The organism is Ventosimonas gracilis (assembly GCF_001580025.1).
GTDB lineage: Bacteria > Pseudomonadota > Gammaproteobacteria > Pseudomonadales > Pseudomonadaceae > Ventosimonas > Ventosimonas gracilis.
The window spans coordinates 25,703-44,136 of the sequence record NZ_LSZO01000192.1 but is presented as its reverse complement, the minus strand read 5'-3'; the positions used below and the strand labels follow the sequence as shown (position 1 = coordinate 44,136).

The window sequence follows — 18,434 nt, the reverse complement described above, 5'->3', positions numbered from 1 at the left end:
GAAGCGGGAACAGACTCTCCCCTAGGCTGCGTTCGACTGCATGCCGTATTTGCGCATTTTTTCGACCAAGGTGGTGCGGCGGATTTTTAGCCGTTCGGCGGCGTGGGCGACGACACCGCCTGCATCATTGAGCGCCTGTTGGATCAGGTGCTGCTCCAGCTTGCCGAGGTAGTCCTTTAAATCCAACCCTTCGGCGGGCAGGCGAGCCTCCCCCTGTGCCAGCGCAGGCGGCGCGGTCGCGGCATCCGGCAGATTGTGTTGCAGTTCGGCGAGCCGTTTCTGTTCATCGGCCAAATCCAGATGACGGAATTTCTTTGGCAGTTCGGCCAGACCAATCACGCCGTAAGGATGCAGGATGGACAAGCGCTCAATCAGGTTGGCGAGTTCGCGCACATTGCCCGGCCACGGGTGGTGACAGAGCGACATGATGGCGGCGGCGTTAAAGCGGATGGTGCCGCGTTTTTCCGCCTCCATGCGGGCGAGCAGTTCGTTAATCAGCAGCGGAATGTCTTCGGCACGTTCGCGCAACGGCGGCACTTCGATGGGAAAGACATTGAGCCGGTAGTAGAGGTCCTCACGAAAGCTGCCTGCTTCAATCATCTGCTCCAGATTGCGGTGAGTGGCGGCGATGATGCGTACATCGGCGTTTTGCGTCTTGCTACTGCCGAGGCGCTCGAATTTTCGTTCCTGCAACACGCGCAGTAGTTTGACTTGCATCGGCAGCGGCATGTCGCCGATTTCATCCAGGAACAAGGTGCCGCCTTGCGCTTGTTCAAAGCGTCCGGCGCGGGCGGTAAAGGCACCGGTGAATGCGCCTTTTTCGTGGCCGAACAGTTCGCTTTCGAGTAAATCCGCCGGAATGGCTCCGCAGTTGACCGCGACAAAGGGCGCTTTTTGCCTTGGCGAGTGGTAGTGCAAATTGCGTGCGATAACCTCTTTGCCAGTGCCGGATTCGCCCAAAATCAGCACACTGGTTTCGCTGCCCGTCACTTGCTGCATCATTTTGCGCACCTCGCTGATGCCGCGACTACTGCCGACCAGACTGCGAAACAGGTGCACCTTGCGACAGGGTTTGTCGGTTTCTTGGCAGATGCGCCGGTAAATCTGTAAGCGGTGCAGTGAATCGAGCAGTTCGTTGTAGGCGGGCGGCATGTCAAGACGCGCGAGTATGCTCCGTTGCAGGGACTCCGGCCAATGAGCCGTGGTATGTTCGCCTAATAACAGCAGCGGGGTTTGCTTATCCAGAGGTTTTAACAGGTCACAAACGCTGCCGCTGACTTCACCGAGCAGGATGCCGCCCAGTTCAAACTGAGCTACGAGCCGCGAGGCAGTGGCCTGCATTTGGTCGCTGGTACAGGCTAAGTGGGTTTCCCCCAAAAAATCCAAAATCAGCGCCATATGGCGGCGGCGTTCAGGGTTGTCATCAATCAGCAGCAGACTGGTTTCACGCTTCATCGGGTTTTCAGCTATGCCAAGTAGTGGGAGGAAAGCTCAAGCGGACACAATGACAGCCCACTAAAACGAAAGCGCCTTCCCTGGCTGAAACTACATGAAATTCGGTGTGTGGGAGAGGGGTAATGCTCATTTGCAACTTAAGCGATTTGCAGCCTTTGGCGAATCGCCTGCTCAATGCCGTGTGCATTAAGGCCGCACTCATCGCGCATTTGCGCCTGGCTGCCTTGTTCGATAAAGCCATCGGGCAGCCCCAGTGAAAGTAACGATAGGTGCAGATGGCGTGTTGCGAGCAGTTCCCCCACGGCGCTGCCTGCTCCGCCCATCAGCACGTTTTCTTCCACCGTGACCAACAGGCTGTGGCGGGCGGCTAACTGGCCAATTAAATCAGCATCCAGCGGTTTAACAAAACGCATATCAATCACTGTGGCATTTAATGCCTCGCCTGCTTGCAGCGCATCGGCCAGCAAAGTGCCAAAGACCAGCAGCGCCACTTGCTCGCCTTCACGGCGCACGACGCCTTTACCCAGGGGTAAAGGTTCCAATGTTGGCTCAATCGCAACCCCGCTGCCGCTGCCGCGTGGATAGCGTACGGCGGCAGGGCCCTTGTGCTGGTAGCCGGTGCTGAGCAAACGGCGCAGTTCGTTTTCATCACTGGGTGTCATCAGCACAAGATTGGGAATGCAGCGCAGATAGCTAAGGTCAAAACTGCCCGCGTGGGTGGGGCCGTCTTCGCCGACCAATCCGGCGCGGTCGATGGCAAAGAGTACGTCTAAGTTTTGCAGCGCGACATCGTGGATAAGCTGGTCGTAAGCACGTTGTAAAAAGGTCGAATAAATCGCCACCACCGGTTTTAACCCTTCACAGGCCATGCCGGCGGCCAGCGTTACCGCGTGTTGTTCGGCAATCGCGACATCAAAGTAACGCTCTGGGTATTGCTCGCTAAAGGCGACCAAATCCGAGCCTTCTTTCATTGCCGGGGTAATGCCCATTAGCCTTTCATCAACGGCGGCCATATCGCACAGCCACTGACCGAAGACATTGGAGTATTTCGGTGCGGCGTTTTTCTCTATGGATTGTTCCGGTTCGAGCTTGCTGATGGCGTGATAGCCAATCGGGTCGGCTTCTGCCGGGGCATAGCCCTTGCCTTTTTGCGTGACGACGTGCAGCAATTGCGCCCCCGGCAGGTCGCGTAGATTACGCAAGGTAGCCAGCAAGGTCGGCAGGTCGTGGCCGTCAATCGGCCCCAGATAGTTCCAGCCCAATTCCTCAAACAAGGTGCCGGGTATCAGCATGCCTTTGGCGTGTTCTTCGGCGCGGCGGGCGAGTTCCAGCGCGGCGGGCAGGCGCGAGAGCATTTTTTTGCCGTTTTCGCGCATCTGTACCCAGGCGCGACTGGATAAAATCCGCGTTAAATGGTTGGACAAGCCGCCGACATTACGCGAGATGGACATGTCGTTGTCGTTAAGCACCACCAGCAGGTTTGCGCCGGTTTCCGGTGCATGGCTAAGCGCTTCAAAGGCCATACCCGCCGTCAGTGCGCCGTCGCCGATGACGGCTACGGTTTTGTATCGTTCGCCCTTGGCTCGTGCCGCCAGCGCCATGCCAAGCGCGGCGCTGATGCTGGTGCTGGAATGCCCCACGCCAAAGCAGTCGTACTCGCTTTCTGCGCGATGGGGGAACGCCGCCAAGCCGCCTTTTTGCCGCAAGGTCGTCATGCGCGAGCGCCTGCCGGTCAAGATTTTGTGCGGATAGGCTTGATGGCCGACATCCCAAATCAGCCGGTCATCCGGCGTATCGAAGATGTAGTGCAGCGCAATGGTCAATTCAATCACGCCAAGCCCGGCACCAAAATGCCCGCCGGTCTGGGCGACGCGATAAAGCAGTTCCGCGCGCAATTCATCGGCCAGTTGCAGCAACTCATGCTCAGACAACAGGCGCAGCAGATGCGGGCTGCTGGCGCGGTCGAGCAGGGGCGTTACGGGCGGCTCGCGCGGGATTTGCTGAAAGGTCGCTGGCATCAGGCTTTAGGTTCAAAAGGCGGCAAGTTTATCAGTTACGGCGTTTAACGATATAGCGGGCGAGTGCTCTTAAGGGTTCGGCGCGTTCATCGAACGAATGCAGCGCCTGCACGGCCTCTTGGCCAAGCTGCTGCGCGTAGTCTTTGGCGGCGGCAAGTCCCAAGAGCGCGGCAAAGCTGGGTTTATTTAAGCATTGGTCTTTGCCTTGGGTTTTGCCCAAGGTTTGCGTATCGCTTTCCACATCCAAAATATCGTCTTGCACTTGAAAGGCAAGACCAATGGCCTGCGAGTAGTGTTGCAGCGCTTGTAACGCGTCTTGCTTGGCCTTGCCGCTAGCCAGTGCGCCCAAATGCACCGACGCCTCGATCAATGCGCCGGTTTTATGGCGGTGCATTTGCTCAAGTTCAGCCTGGTTTAAGGTTTTGCCGACGGCGTTAAGGTCAATCGCCTGTCCGCCTTGCAGTCCCGCGGCTCCTGCCGCTTGTGCCAGCGCGCTTAGCATGGCAAGACGGGTTTGGCTTTGTGGCGGATTGCCCGCTTCACCCATCAGTACTTCAAAGGCCAGACTTTGTAGACTGTTACCGGCGAGGATGGCGAGCGCTTCACCAAATACGCGGTGACAGGTCGGCTGGCCGCGGCGCAAATCGTCATCGTCCATCGCGGGTAGATCGTCGTGAATCAGCGAATAGGCGTGGATCAGCTCGACCGCCATCGCCGCGCCGTCGGCCTGCCCCAGGTCGCCACCAAGCGCCTCGCAAGTGGCATAAACCAGCAGCGGGCGAATGCGTTTGCCGCCGCTGATCAGGCTGTAGCGCATCGCCTCGCCCAGTGGGGCAAACGGCAGCTTTTGCGCATCCATCAGCCGTTCAAGGCGATGATCGACGCGCTTTTGGCACTGCTTGCGATAGTCTAAAAAGGCGCTTTCAGTCATGCCCGAGGTCTGTATTAAAGGGCACTTCTTTTAGCTCGCCGTCTTTTTCCAGCAGCATCTTGACCTTTTGTTCGGCCTGATTCAGCGCATCCTGGCAGTCGCGGGTTAACTTAACGCCCTGCTCAAAGGCGCCGAGCGCTTCTTCCAGCGAAAGTTCGCCGCCTTCCAAGCGTTCGACCAGTGCTTGCAACTCAGTCAGCGACTGCTCAAAGGACTGGGCGTTTTTTTTGCGGGGCATATGGCTTATCCCTTATAAGCCGCCGCTGCCTGATTGATCACCTCGCGGGCTTCATCGGCACCGGCAAAGCGCTCCAACTTGACCCATTTGCCGGGTTCCAGATCCTTGTAATGTTCAAAGAAATGGCGGATTTGTTCGAGCAGCAGTGCGGGCAGGTCGGTGTATTCGCGCACTTCTTTGTAGAGCACGGTCAGTTTGTCATGTGGCACAGCCAGCAGCTTGGAATCACCACCGGCTTCATCGGTCATATGCAAAATACCAATCGGACGCGCACGCACCACCGCCCCTGGGGCCACCGGACAGGGCGTAACCAAAAGCACATCCAGCGGGTCGCCGTCATCGGCCAGTGTCTGCGGGATATAGCCGTAGTTGGCCGGATAGAACATAGGCGTTGCCATAAAACGGTCTACCAACAGACTGTCGGTTTCTTTATCAATTTCGTACTTGATCGGCGCGTGATTGGCGGGGATTTCCACCACCACATAGAGGTCGTCCGGCAGCGCCTTGCCCGCCGGAATGCTGCTGTAACTCATCGAAATACCCGCGCTGTGTAAAATCAGGGGGCGCGATTATAGGGGGATTGGCTTAAGCTTGCATCTTTGTGTAACGGGTAGGGCGTTTTACCTTCTCCCGCAGCCCTCTACCGCAAGCGCGCGGGGCGGTAGAGGGTTATCTTTACGCCGGTTAAAAAATATTGAACGGGAAATTAATAATCACCCGCACTTGATCTGAGCTGGAGTCGGAAAGCGCATTGCTGCCGATACGGTGAACGCCGTAGCGCACTTGCAAGGACAGGTCTTTGGCTTTGCCTTCTTGCACGGTATAGGCAAAGCCCATATCGCGTTCCCAATGGTTTTCACCATGGCCTGAATAAAAGTTGTAATTGGGATTGCTCTTGCCGGTCGTGTCTTTAACATGGCGTCCGCGCATATAACGCATATAAAGGCTTAAACCCGGTACGCCGTATTCTTGCAGGTTAAGGCGATAAGCCGCGCCCCAAGAGCGTTCGCCAGGGCCGTTAAAGTCGGCGACCTGTCCGGCATTGGCAAGATAAATTGAGTCGTGATAAGTGCCAGGTCCCATTCCCAAGTAATCAAGTGGCTGGTCGCCGTTTACCCGTTGGTGGGAAAGGGTGATGGAATGGCCCCAAATGCGGTAGGCCGCCGCCAATGACCAAGCCTTGACATCAATATTACCGGCACGTTTTTGACCTTGGTCTTTGGTTTTATAGAAGTTAAAGTCAAAGTTGACACTTTGCGACTCATTAAATGGCACGCTGTAATTAAGATTGGTGTAATGGCTGCGCCAGATGTCTTTGTATCTTGAGCTATACAGGCTTAAGCTGAAATCCTTATTAACCTGATAATTACCGCCCAGAAACTCGACGGTTTTGCTAGTGGCTTGGGCATAGGGCGCGTAAAAATCATCGGAACTGTTGGTGCTGTTAAAGTCCTTGGCGGCGGTAAAGCGACCGGCTTCGAGTTCAAGGTCTTTAATCTCGTGGCTGGTCAGCCAAAAACCGGTTGCGGTTGCTGGCACCAAGCGGGCATCGGCAGGGGCAAAGACTGGATTGTACGGGCGCAGATTATTGCCGTATTTAAGCTCGGTCGCAGATAGGCGCATTTTGATATTGGCGGCAGCGGAGCTGGCTTCATCACGAGTGCCTTGAGTGTCGGGTACCAGCACATTGGCGCGACCACTATAACCACGCCCGCCATCGAGTTTAATGGCAGCATAACCACTGGCTTCCAAAGCAAAACCTACCAAGCCTTGGGTATAGCCGGAGCGGTAATCGAGGCGCAGTCCCTGCCCCCATTCGCGGTTATCTACGCTGCCATCTGTACGGTTGTGATACCAGTAAATATTGCGTGCCAGAAAATCAAGCGTGCTGTCTTCAATAAAGCCTTTGCTTTGGGCTTGATTGGCTAAAGCAAAACCACTGGCACCTACTAATGCCAGAGGTAAAGCCAATAATAGTTTTGCTTTGTTGTCGGTTAAGTTCATGTTGTATTGTTCCTTGTTGGGATTATTTTGGGTTTCCTGAAATCTATTGACTTATTATCTTGTTTAAGGCTCTCCTTAAAATATTGATTAAAGGCGGCGAAAGAATATTAAAAACGCAAATGACCGTTGTTGATCAGGCTCATTGGATTGCCGGTTGCATATTCCAGAGCAAAGTCTGCGCAGTCGATGGCGATCGTCAGCAAGGTTTCCCAGCGTTCGGTGATGGGCTGGCCAGGATCGGGGATAAAACAGATAGGCGCGGCTTCACCCAAATCACCACAGAACGCGCGGGCGCGGGCAGCGGTATCCAGGCTTTCTTGTATGGCGTGCTGCTGGCGGTTCAGATGGGCGATACGCGGGCGAGTGCTGTCATCGTCGCTGCGCTCAGCCTGGCTTAAGGTCGGGTCAAGAAAGTGGTTGGTATGGCTGAGCCAGCCCGTTTCACTCGGCAGTACCACGCAGGCACCGGCTGGGGACAGTTCAATACAGGCCGCGCGTGGGCTGTGCGGCGTATGGCTGAATACGGTCAATACGGTTGAGGCGCTGACGCGGGCGCTTTGTGCCAGTTCGATGGCCTCGCTGACGCTTTGCGCTTGTTCCAGTACCAGGCGGGCAACGGCATGTACCGGTACACCGCCGTCTGCGTGATCGCTCTGATGATGCAGGATATTAAAGTGCAGCCCCACTCCTGCGTTGTTGACGCCGATTTTGCCGAGCATGCCAAATTCGCTAAACAGCTTGATTTGCCTGCCACCTGCTGTGTGCAAGTGCAGCAGCAGAGCCTCTGGCACTAACGCATCGTGCCAGTCCCAGGTTTGCATGCTGCGCACCGGCTCTGCGCTTTGCGGGGCAAAGACCGCGGTGGAGCATTCGGCGCTCGCGCCCTTTGGCATGGCGGCGAGCACTTCGGTGCGGGCGTTAAGGCTGGCGAGTTGCCACAGCGGCAGTTTTGCGCCCTCTGCCATGGCGCATAGTTCTTCGGCCAGCGGGGCGCACCAGTCGTGCAGCGCGTCCATGCTGTTTTCGCCAATCTTTCGTACTTGTTGCTCGCTGATGCCGGCCACACGGAAAAAATCCAGATAGAGGATGAGGGTCTGCGCGATTTGCGCGGCGAAGCGCTGCCCTATCTGCTGGCCGCGTTGTTTGGGATCCGGGGTATCGCAGTGAAAGCGGTGCAGTTTCAAGTAAGGCTCCTTAAGGCCCGCTTAGCGGGAAAAGACTTCGCGTCCGGCGAAGAAGGTTTTTAAGACTTGGGTACCTTGCAGCGCTTCGGGTTCTACGCTGAGTACATCGCGGTCAAGCACAATAAAATCGGCCTGTTTGCCGGGGGCAAGTGAACCAATTTTGTCTTCCAACATCAGTGCGCGGGCGGCGTTTAGGGTGTAGGCGGCAAACAAGGTTTCGCGGTCAAGCGCCTCGCTTGCCGCCAGTAAGCCTTTTGGCCCTTTGCGGCTGATGCCTTGATAAATGGCCTTCCACGGGTCGGGGGTGGTGACCGGCCAGTCGCTGGCTCCGGCAATAGTCGCGCCTGCTTTATGCAGCGAACGCGCCGGATATTGGAAGCGAAACGCCATGGCGCTGATATAGGGCTGCACCAGGTCGATGCTGTTGTCATCGGCCATTGCCCAATAAAGCTGCATGGAGGCAATCACGTTAAGCGGTTTAAAGCGGGCAAATTCTTTGGGGTTTACCATCTGCAAATGAGTAATGGAATGCGCGATGTTGCTGGCTCTGGCAAGACGCGCCTGTTCAATGCCGTTGAGTGATTCACGTACCGCGCGGTCGCCAATCGCATGGATATGCACTAGCCAGCCACGGGCATCGGCGGCGCTGACCAGTTCGCCAAAGTGCTCGGGGTCAATCAGCAGTTCGCCGTATTTGAGCGAGTTTTTGTAAGGTTCGAGCATGGCGGCGGTTTGCGCCGGGTATTCGGGTACGCCGTCGGCAAATATCTTGATACCGGGGAGGGTGAGACCCGGCAGGTTCTGAAATTGCTGGCGTACTTGCTCAATGACTTCAAGGTCATCCGGTGTGCTGCGTGGATGTGCAACCAGTAGAGCGGCGACATGCGCATTCAGTTCGCCGTGCTCGGCCAGCGTCTTGTAGACCGGCAAAATGCCGATGTTCTGTGCCGTGGGCTTTAGGTCAAACAATGGCTCGCCCGGCGCACCGTTGGCGGCTGGGTCCATCCAGGCCGTAATGCCCAAACTGTGGTTGTAGGTTAAGGCGGCACGACCGGCGGCCAGCAACTGTGCTTCGGTGGCGGCTGGAAATTGCGCCAGCACGGCGTCAAGTCCTGCATCGGCGAGAAAGCCGTTCGGGCGCATGTCGGGGTGATGACCGATGGTGGCGAGCGCCTCACCTTCCAGTGCTCGTACGGTGTCTGCGGTAATTTTTGTGCGCTGTAGCATCGGACGATTGACCCAGCCGGTGTGATGATCCCAGCCGATAAAGGCAATCGGTATATCCCGCCACTGCCCTTGGTTAAAGCGCTGCTCAAATTCGGCCACATGGCTCCAATAGGCCGAAGGCAGGCCGCTGACGCTAAGAATGTCACCATGCCAGGCGCGACCGTCTTCACGCCAGGCAAGCAGGCGTTGCTCCAGCTCATCAAAGCCGATGAACTCGGTATCCAGACTGGCAGAGGCCAGTTCCAATCCGCCGTAAATGACATGGGAATGAGTGTCAATCAAACCGGGCATCAATACCTTGCCATCAAGGTCAAGCACAGTCGTTGTGGCGGTTTTTAGTGCCAAGATGTCATTGTTGCTGCCAACGGCCTTTATTTTGCCGTCTTCAACCGCCATCGCCTGTTGCAAGCTCTGGCCGGGTTCTGCGGTATGGATTTTGCCGTTATGCACAATCAAATCAACCGCTACGGCGGGCAAGGCAAAGCTGCTTAAGGTTGCACAGAGCAGCACAGAAATTCGCGCGTTCATGGATAAGCTCCTTTTTATTGGCTTTGTTGAACTTAAAAGGCAGCCTATACCAAGTGACAGGGCAAAAACGACCCTTTTTGCATAAATCTTCTACCTGCTTTGAAAAAATATAAATAAATTCATTTAGTTAATGCTGCTTGTTGCGGCCTCCAAGCACGGCAGCTTCAGCCGGACGGCGCAGTTGGGAAAAACCGATCCCATTGAGCTGTGTTACTGCGCCAAAAGTGGTGGCAGGCGGCGTTGATACCAGCGGGTTGCTTGCTCATAGGCAAAGGCGAGTTGCAGCAGCCCATAGTCATCTTGCGGCGGGCCGATGATTTGTATGCCCATGGGTAAGCCTTGCTCATTAAAACCTGCCGGTACGTTAATCACCGGACAGCCAGATAGTGTTCCGGCAATCACGACTTCCATCCAGCGATGGTAGGTATCCATCGAATGGCCTTCAATCGTCTTTGGCCAATGTACCGTTTTATCGAACGGGAACACTTGTGCAGAAGGTAGCAGCAGGTAGTCGTATTGCTCAAACAGTGCGCAGATGGCGCGGTACCAGTCGCTGCGCGTTTGGCTGGCTTGGTAAACATCCAAAGCCGATAGCTTAAGGCCGTTTTCAATTTCCCACTGTGCTTCCGGTTTAAGCTGTTCGCGCTCAAGCGGGTTATTCCAGAATTTAATCAGCGAGCCGCTAACTGACCAATGGCGCAATACGCGCCAGCAGTCCCAAAGGCGTTGCGGGGAAAAATTCAGCGAACAGGGCTCGATATTGCAGCCAATGGTCTGAAAATCCAGCAAAGCGCTCTGGCACAGTTCCAACACGCCCGATTGCATCGGCAGGTAGCCGTCCATATCGGCCAGCCAGCCCAACTTTGCGCCGCTAAAGTCGCGCTGCTCCAAGGCCGTACGAAAATCGGCCATGGCATGGCTAATCGACAGCGGGGCGCGCTGGTGGTAACCGGCTTGTATGGAAAGCAGCAGCGCGACATCTTCCACGCAGCGCCCCATGGGCCCTTCGTAGCCCAATTGGTTGCAAAACAGTTCCGCGCCGTCGTCAAAGGGCACGCGACCCTGTGACGGGCGCATGCCGATGATATTGTTAAAGGCCGCTGGATTGCGCAGTGAACCCATCATGTCGCTGCCATCGGCGAGTGGCACCAGTTGCAGCGCCAAGGCCGCGGCCGCACCGCCGCTGCTGCCGCCTGCGGTGCGCACAGGGTCGTAAGCATTGCCGGTTGCGCCAAACAGCGGGTTGTAGGTCTGCGAACCCATACCAAATTCCGGCACATTGGTTTTGCCGATCACAATGGCACCGGCAGCTTTTAGCCGCTCGACCATAATGCTGTCTTGCTGCGGCACTTCATCTTTAAACAGTGGCGAGCCAAAGGTGGTGCGAATGCCTTTTGTCAGCGCTAAATCTTTAACTGCATGCGGCAGACCATAGAGCATGCCGCAAGGCTCGCCACGAGCGAGCGACGCGTCCTTGGCATCGGCCTCAGCCAGCAGCCGTTCGGGTGGCTCAAGGCTGATCAGCGCGTTGACTTGGGGATTAAGCCGCTCAATGCGCGCAAGATAAGCACTCATGACCTCTCGGCAGGAAATTTCGCGGCGGGCAATCAGGGTGACAAGTTGGTGTGCTTGCCAAGGCAGTTCAAAGGATTTAGGCATAAGGCTTAGCGCATCAAGTTGGTCCATACGCGGTCGGCCAAGCGAATGGCCGCTTCCCCGCAGGTTTGGCTAAAGACTAGCTTGGCATCATCAGGAATATAGAGTTCCGGTGCGCCCTGCAAGGCCGGGTCAAGGTAGGGATCGGTGCCTTTAATCGGGCTTTGGTGCTTTAAAAACGCTTGGGTCATGGCGGAGTTTTCCGGCTGGCTTAAAAACGCAATCAGCTTTTTGGCGTTTTCCGGGTTACGCGAATCCTTCGGGATGGCCAAGCCTTCTACCCAAGCCAGTACGCCTTCTTTCGGGTAGACGTATTTAAGGCTGGCGCGACTTTCGCGGGCACGTAAAAACGAGCCGCCCCAAACGGTGGACATGGAAAGTTCACCGGCAATGAGATTTTCACGAATGGAACCGGCTTTGGAGCTGTAGGTTTTAACAAAAGGTTTTTGCGCTTTCAGCAGGTTTAAAATTTGCTGCGCCTGTTTGGAATCTTCCGCGCAAAAGGGCAATCCCAAATATAAACTGGCCAGCGACATGATTTCGCTGGGCGAGTCAAACATATTGATTTTGCCCTGCAAAGCTTTTGGCGGATTAAACAGCGTGCTGTAGCTGTCTACTGTTTCATTATAAACCGCCGTGTCAAAACCAAAACTGGTGGTGCCCCAGTAATAGGGCATGCTGTATAAGCCATCAGGATCCCAGGCGGGTTTTTTTAAATTATCGACCAGATTGTCGTAATAAGCCTCGCCCGCCGGATTAAAGGGCGTTATTAAGCCTTCACTGATTAAAATCGGCAAAAACTCATGGGTCGGTGAAATGACGTCATAACCGCTGCCACCTTGTTTAAGTTTGGCGAGCAGGGTTTCGTTGGAATCGTAAGCGTCGATGGTCGGCTTAATACCGGTTTCGGCTTCAAATTTTTTCAGCGCCTCTGGCGCGAAGGTACCGCTCCAGCTAAAGATGTTGACTTGTCCAGCGGCAAGGGCGCTGCTGCTGAATAAAAAGCTGGCGGCAAAAGCGGCCAGTGTTGTTTTAAAGGGCTTTTTCATTGTTAAAACTCCGTTGTTTTTAGTTTTTGCGGTTGCCAATCATCCAGGACAGGCTAACGACTATTACCGAGACGATAATAATCAAAGTCGAGATAGCATTGACATCCGGGCTTAGCCCCATACGCAGCAGGCCAAAAATAAATATCGGTAAAGTGGTAGTGCCCGCCTGGGATACCATCATGGAAATAACAAAGTTATCCATCGATACAATAAAAGCGAGCATCAAGCCGGACATAATGCCGGGCAATAATAGCGGCAGGGTCACTTTATAAAAGGTTCTAAAGGGGCCGGCGTATAAATCCGCTGCGGCTTGCTCCAAGGATAAATCCATATCATTTAAACGGGCGCGAATCGGTAAAAAGGCAAAGGGAATGCAAAAGACCGTGTGCGCAATAATTAAATTGCCGTAACCCAAGGCTAATCCTAAACTTGCAAACAAGGCAAGGGTAGCAACCCCGACGACAATTTCCGGCAATACCAGGGGCAGCATAATCATGCCCATTGACAGTTTAAGCCCTTTAAATTTGGCGCCGCGTGAAGTGGCCAGCGCGGCCAAGGTTGCAATTGCTGTAGCGATTAAACTGGAGCACAGTGCAATGATCAGGCTGTTAAAGGCCGCATTACGTAGCGCCGGATTGGTAAAGGCGACTTTATACCAGGCAAAACTAAAGCCTTCCCAGATGGTCGCTGAATTACCGGCATTAAAGGAATATAAAATCAACACCAAAATCGGCGCATAAAGATAGATATAAAATAGCAGGCTAAAACTGCCAAATCCGGGAAAATCCTGTACGCTGCGGCGTTTTTTTGCGATGGCCATTTAAGCAGCTTCCTCTTGTTTTTTACTTAAGCGCAGCGCGTAAAAGGTCAGCGCCAACATCACTACCGCCATTAAAGCCAGCGCCAGTGCCGCGCCAAACGGCCAGTTGCGCGAATCGCTAAACTGGCGGTAAATCAAATTGCCCAGCATCATTTTTGTGCCGCCGCCTAGCAGTTCTGGCGCGACCACAGCCCCCAGGCAAGGGATAAAGGTCAGCACCGCTCCGGCGATAATCCCGGGTTTGGCCAGTGGCAGCACCACTTTAAATAATGTGCGCAGACGCGAGGCATAAAGGTCTTGCGCGGCTTCAAGCAGGCGAACGTCCATTTTTTCCAAAGTGGCATAAATCGGCAGCACCACAAAGGGCGAGTAGGTGTAGACCAAGCCCAGCAGCACCGCGCCATTGTTGTAGAGCAGCGGGATGGGTTGTTCTATCAGGCGGGTGGCGAGCAAGGCGCTGTTAATAAAGCCGCTGTCGCGCAGCAGCAAAATCCATGCATAGGTGCGAATAAGCAAATTGACCCAAAACGGCAGGGTAATCAAGAAGATCAGCAGCGGACGGCGCGAGGCGGGCTGCATGGCAAGCCATACCGCGACCGGGAAACCTGCGAGCAATGTGATCAAGGTGGTCGCCCCGGCAATCGAAACGGAACGACCGGCAACCTGCAAATAGGACCAGGCAAAGGCGAGGTTGTCGTCAAGGTCGCGCTCGTAGAGCAGCGAATACCAGGCCTCGCTGCTAAAGGCGGCCTGTACGCCGCCGTAGGGGTCGGCCTGCATCAACGAGTAAGCGGCCAAAATAACAATCGGCACAATCAGGAAAAGGCCGATCACCAACAGCGCCGGACTGACCCCTAAAAGTCCGGCCAGCGCCCGGCGGCGTTCCAGTGGATTGAGCGCAGTCATGGCTTAATCCAATAGCAGGCTGGCGCAGCCTGCCGTAAATTGCAGGGAAAGCCGTTCGCCAAGGGCAAATTGGCCGAGACCTGCCTGATTGGGCGTGCGGATGCGTAGTGTGCTGCCGTCTTCCAGTTTTACCTGATATTGCCAGTCAGTGCCCAGATAGCTGGCACCCTGCAAGGTGCAAGGCGTGCTGTCTGCGCTGTCTGAGGCGAGCAGGGAGAGGCGTTCGGGACGGATGGAAAGGGTGACGGCCTCGCCTTGACGGATACCTTCACGCGCTTCGCTGGCAAGCACTTGCCCACCGGCAATGCGGCACAGCGCCTGACCTTGCTGCAAATGCTCCACCGTGGCGGGGAGGAAATTGGTTTCGCCGATAAAGTCCGCGACAAAACGGTTGAGCGGTTTTTCGTAGATCTCTGCCGGCGTGCCGACCTGCTGCACCTGCCCGCTTGCCAGCACAGCGATACGGTCGGACATGGCGAGTGCTTCTTCTTGGTCATGGGTGACAAAAATAAAGGTAATGCCGGTTTTCGCCTGGATGCTTTTTAGCTCTTCGCGCATGGCTTGGCGCAGTTTTAAGTCCAGCGCGGACAGCGGTTCATCCAGCAAGAGGACTTTAGGCTGTGGTGCCAAGGCGCGGGCCAGCGCAATGCGCTGCTGCTGTCCGCCGGAAAGCTGCGCCGGTTTGCGCCTCGCAAAATCTTGCATCTGTACCAGTGTCAGCATTTCTTCCACGCGTGTTGCGATCTCAGCCTTGCTCAAACGCTTGCCCATTGGGTGCGATTGCAGGCCGAAGGCGAGGTTTTCGCTAATGCTCATATGCGGAAATAACGCATAGTGTTGAAACACGGTATTGACCGGTCGGTCATAGGGCGCACGGCTGGCAATGTCTTCGCCGTAGAGCAGGATTTGCCCGTCGGTTGGAAACTCAAAACCGGCAATCATCCGAAGCAGTGTGGTTTTGCCGCAACCGGAAGGCCCGAGCAGGGTAAAAAATTCGTTATCGAAGATGGCAAGGTCAACGCTTTTCAGTGCGACCAGTCCGCTTTGCGGGTCGCCATAAACCTTGCGTACGGAGCGGATATTGATGGCGGTAGCACGCCCGGTGGCCGTATCAGTCAATCTGTTATTCCCAATATTCTTATATCGTTTTTACATTTTTTCCGGCAGCTTTAGCCGCCGGCGCAAGCAGGGGTGGACTTTGCCACGGGTTGTTAGCCGATGACAAGGCAAAGCAGCCCAGCCTTTTGTTGGCTAGTGGGCAGCTTTTTTATCAAGAAGCGACCGGTACGCCGCCTTTGGGCTTGAAATACAGCCGCTCACCACGGGCAAGACGGTTAAGGCTTTCATGGTCCTTAACCACTTCGGCTTCGATCAATTCCTCTTGACCGGTCACTTTTAAGGTGACGCGGGTAATCGCACCGAGCGGGCGGATGTCGCGCACCTCGCCTTGTTGATGGCCTTCCAAGGGTTCGCGCGAGAGGGAGATTTCATGCGGGCGGAACAATACGTGATGGTCACTGCCGACAAACAAACGGTTGGCATCGCCCAAAAAGTGATAGACAAAATCACTCGCCGGATGCTCGTAAACCTCGCCCGGTGCGCCGATTTGTTCGATATTGCCCTTGTTCATCACCACGATGCGGTCGGCCACTTCCATCGCTTCTTCCTGGTCGTGGGTGACAAACACCGAGGTGAGATTGACCTCTTCATGCAGCCTGGCCAGCCAGCGGCGCAGTTCCTTGCGCACCTTGGCATCCAGTGCGCCAAAGGGTTCATCCAGCAGCAGGATTTTAGGTTCCACGGCGAGCGCTCTTGCCAAGGCAATGCGCTGGCGCTGCCCGCCGGAAAGTTGTTCGGGGTAACGGTCTGCTAACCAATCGAGTTGCACCATATTGAGCAATTGGTGGACTTTTTCGGTGATTTGTTCTTTATTCGGACGCTCGTCTTTGGGCTTCATGCGCAGCCCAAAAGCCACGTTTTCAAACACGGTCATATGACGAAACAGTGCGTAATGCTGAAAGACAAAACCCACTTGCCGCTCGCGTACATCATGGCGCGATACGTCTTCACCGTGAAACACAATAGTGCCGCTATCGGGTGTTTCCAATCCGGCGATAATGCGCAGTAATGTGGTTTTACCACAGCCGGAAGGCCCTAACAGGGCGACTAATTCGCCGCTTTGAATATCCAGATTGATGGTGTTAAGTGCACGAAAACTATTAAAGTTTTTGCTGATACCGCGAATTTCAATGGACATGATGTTTAATCCTTAATCTCTTTACCCAGCGAGCGCGAAAGGCGGCTTTCGCTCCACTGTTTAATCAGCAAAATAATCAGTGCCAGTAATAACAACAAACTGGCCACGCTAAAAGCAGCGACATGGTTATATTCGTTATAAAGAATTTCCACATGCAGCGGCAAGGTATTGGTCAGCCCGCGAATATGCCCGGAAACTACAGAAACCGCGCCAAACTCGCCCATTGCCCGTGCACTGCACAGCACCACGCCGTAAATTAAACCCCATTTAATATTGGGCAAGGTCACGTGCCAAAACATTTGCCAGCCACTTGCGCCTAATAAACGCGCGGCTTCTTCTTCTTGTGTGCCTTGTTCTTGCATCAGCGGGATTAATTCGCGCGCAACAAAAGGCACAGTGACAAATAAAGTCGCCAGCACAATGCCGGGCACGGCAAAGATAATCTGAATATCATGTTCCGCCAGCCAAGGCCCCAGCCAGCCCTGTGCACCAAACATCAGCACATAAATTAAACCGGCAATCACCGGCGAGACGGAAAACGGCAGGTCAATTAAAGTCACCAACAGGCTTTTACCGCGAAACTCAAATTTCGCCACGCACCAAGCCGCCGCTACGCCAAAAATCACATTCAGCGGTACGGAAATACCCAGTGCAATGAGCGTGAGTTTTAATGCGGATAATGCATCCGCTTCGCTAATGGCCTGGGTAAAAGTACCGAGACCTCGGCTTAAGGCTTCGCTTAACACGACATAGAGCGGCAGCAGTAAAAACAGGGCAAATACTAGCCAAGCCAAGACAATCAGGCTGATACGGCCGATGCGGGTTTTTCCGCGGCTGTTTGCGTTAATCAGTATGGACATATGGATTTACTTTCTTCTAGCACCAATACCAGCGCCTAATGGTGGCGGGAAACGCTCTTCTAAATGATTTTGCGAAAGCTCGCCAATGATTCTGGATAGCTTGATTTGCGGTTCAATGATGGCGGCGTATTTTAGGCAGTTTTCAGTTCTTTGTTCCTCGGTCGTTTCTTTACTGCGCTCTGACAATAAATTGACCATGGTATGCTGTATACGATGTTGCCTGATAAAATCATTGGAAAAGCGCCCGGATTTTTCCATGCGTTCAATCACTAACCACCATTTGCCAAGCAGTTTTCGGCACTCCACTGGGCGTGTGTCAGGTCCGCATGCGCTTAATAGTAAAGAGCATATCATCAGCATAAGAATATTAATAAATTTTATCATTTATCTATCTCATTCCATTGGTTCTTAGTGCTTGCTGATTTGCCGCTGCAACAGGTTAATCAGCAGCAACAGGCTAAACGAAACCAAAAGCATCAATACGCCAATGGCCGCCGCTCCGGCATAATCGTATTGGTCGAGTTTTACAATAATAAGTAGCGGCAGGATTTCGGTTTTAAGCGGCATATTACCAGCAATAAAAATCACTGAGCCGTATTCACCTACGCCACGCGCAAAGGCCAGTGCAAAACCGGTAAGCCAGGCGGGCAGCAGTGCGGGCAGCAGAATATGGCGAAAGATTTGAAAAGGTTTTGCGCCAAGGCAAGCGGCGGCTTCTTCGACTTCGCGCGGAATATCGGCGAGCACCGGCTGCAAGGTGCGCACGACAAAGGGCATGGTGACAAAGGTTAGCGCCAGCATAATGCCAATCGGTGTGTAAGCGAGTTTAAGCCCAAGTTCGGCGGCGAGTTTGCCAATCGGCCCTGCGGGCGCGTAGAGCGCGGTCAGGGCAATTCCGGCAACGGCGGTTGGCAGCGCAAAGGGCAGGTCAATCATCGCCTCAATCACTTTGCGCCCGGCAAAGCGGTAGCGCACCAATACCCACGCGAGCAAAGTACCGACCAGGCCATTGAGCAAGGCGGCGGCGAAGGCTGTGCCAAAGGAGAGCTTAAGCGCCGCCAAGGTGCGCGGCTGGCTAACAATCGCCCAAAATTGCGTCCAGGATAAATCCAGCGCCTTGATAAACATGGCGGCGAGCGGAATCAGCACCAGCAGGCTTAAGTAAGCGAGACTGTAGCCCAAGGTCAGGCTAAAGCCGGGAATAACCGGGGAAATGCGGCGTGCCATAGCTTAAAAGTTTTCGTCTGTGCGGCAGGGAAGGGTGCAGATACTAGGGACTGCGACATATTCTTAAAAATACT

The 18,434-nt window shown here is 54.6% G+C and carries 17 protein-coding genes; all 17 read right to left on the bottom strand.

Annotated features, from left to right (window positions below; all coding sequences use genetic code 11):
* Positions 1-21 precede the first annotated feature (21 nt).
* A complete protein-coding gene (locus AXE65_RS11100; protein WP_068392278.1) occupies positions 22-1,455 on the bottom strand; it encodes a sigma-54 dependent transcriptional regulator in 1,434 nt (477 codons plus the stop codon).
* Between the two features lie 137 nt (positions 1,456-1,592).
* Complete coding sequence (gene dxs / locus AXE65_RS11095; RefSeq protein WP_068392275.1) at positions 1,593-3,473, bottom strand: 1-deoxy-D-xylulose-5-phosphate synthase; 1,881 nt, start codon at positions 3,471-3,473, stop codon at positions 1,593-1,595.
* Between the two features lie 31 nt (positions 3,474-3,504).
* Positions 3,505-4,404: a (2E,6E)-farnesyl diphosphate synthase gene (gene ispA, locus AXE65_RS11090; protein WP_068392272.1), complete on the bottom strand. Its 900-nt coding sequence runs from the start codon at positions 4,402-4,404 to the stop codon at positions 3,505-3,507.
* Positions 4,397-4,642, bottom strand: coding sequence for an exodeoxyribonuclease VII small subunit (locus AXE65_RS11085; protein ID WP_068392269.1), 246 nt, complete (start codon positions 4,640-4,642; stop codon positions 4,397-4,399). Before AXE65_RS11085 ends, ispA begins: the two co-directional genes overlap by 8 nt.
* 5 nt (positions 4,643-4,647) lie before the next feature.
* A complete protein-coding gene (gene ppa / locus AXE65_RS11080; RefSeq protein ID WP_068392267.1) occupies positions 4,648-5,175 on the bottom strand; it encodes an inorganic diphosphatase in 528 nt (175 codons plus the stop codon).
* Positions 5,176-5,326: 151 nt separating this feature from the next.
* Positions 5,327-6,646, bottom strand: coding sequence for an OprD family porin (locus tag AXE65_RS11075; protein ID WP_153015454.1), 1,320 nt, complete (start codon positions 6,644-6,646; stop codon positions 5,327-5,329).
* Positions 6,647-6,753: 107 nt separating this feature from the next.
* The gene (locus tag AXE65_RS11070; protein WP_068392264.1) at positions 6,754-7,830 is read right to left on the bottom strand and encodes a C45 family autoproteolytic acyltransferase/hydrolase; all 1,077 of its coding nucleotides are present in this window, start codon (positions 7,828-7,830) and stop codon (positions 6,754-6,756) included.
* A gap of 21 nt (positions 7,831-7,851) precedes the next feature.
* Positions 7,852-9,585, bottom strand: a complete 1,734-nt coding sequence (locus AXE65_RS11065) for an amidohydrolase (RefSeq protein WP_068392261.1) — start codon at positions 9,583-9,585, stop codon at positions 7,852-7,854.
* A gap of 210 nt (positions 9,586-9,795) precedes the next feature.
* Complete coding sequence (locus AXE65_RS11060; protein ID WP_079214145.1) at positions 9,796-11,271, bottom strand: amidase; 1,476 nt, start codon at positions 11,269-11,271, stop codon at positions 9,796-9,798.
* Positions 11,250-12,290 carry an extracellular solute-binding protein gene (locus AXE65_RS11055; protein WP_068392258.1) on the bottom strand — a complete coding sequence of 347 codons (1,041 nt, stop codon included), beginning with the start codon at positions 12,288-12,290 and terminating at the stop codon, positions 11,250-11,252. Before AXE65_RS11055 ends, AXE65_RS11060 begins: the two co-directional genes overlap by 22 nt.
* Positions 12,291-12,309: 19 nt before the next feature.
* Positions 12,310-13,110 (bottom strand): ABC transporter permease, encoded by an 801-nt coding sequence (locus tag AXE65_RS11050; protein ID WP_068392255.1) that lies wholly within the window; start codon positions 13,108-13,110, stop codon positions 12,310-12,312.
* Positions 13,111-14,016 (bottom strand): ABC transporter permease, encoded by a 906-nt coding sequence (locus tag AXE65_RS11045; RefSeq protein ID WP_068392252.1) that lies wholly within the window; start codon positions 14,014-14,016, stop codon positions 13,111-13,113.
* Between the two features lie 3 nt (positions 14,017-14,019).
* Entirely contained in the window at positions 14,020-15,135 is a 1,116-nt protein-coding gene (locus AXE65_RS11040; RefSeq protein WP_068392250.1) for an ABC transporter ATP-binding protein, read from the bottom strand.
* Between the two features lie 151 nt (positions 15,136-15,286).
* A complete protein-coding gene (locus AXE65_RS11035; RefSeq protein ID WP_068392247.1) occupies positions 15,287-16,273 on the bottom strand; it encodes a sulfate/molybdate ABC transporter ATP-binding protein in 987 nt (328 codons plus the stop codon).
* 5 nt (positions 16,274-16,278) lie between these two features.
* The gene (cysW, locus tag AXE65_RS11030; RefSeq protein ID WP_068392242.1) at positions 16,279-17,133 is read right to left on the bottom strand and encodes a sulfate ABC transporter permease subunit CysW; all 855 of its coding nucleotides are present in this window, start codon (positions 17,131-17,133) and stop codon (positions 16,279-16,281) included.
* A gap of 6 nt (positions 17,134-17,139) precedes the next feature.
* The gene (locus AXE65_RS11025; RefSeq protein WP_068392239.1) at positions 17,140-17,517 is read right to left on the bottom strand and encodes a hypothetical protein; all 378 of its coding nucleotides are present in this window, start codon (positions 17,515-17,517) and stop codon (positions 17,140-17,142) included.
* Positions 17,518-17,541: 24 nt separating this feature from the next.
* The gene (cysT, locus tag AXE65_RS11020; RefSeq protein ID WP_068392237.1) at positions 17,542-18,360 is read right to left on the bottom strand and encodes a sulfate ABC transporter permease subunit CysT; all 819 of its coding nucleotides are present in this window, start codon (positions 18,358-18,360) and stop codon (positions 17,542-17,544) included.
* Positions 18,361-18,434: the final 74 nt, after the last annotated feature.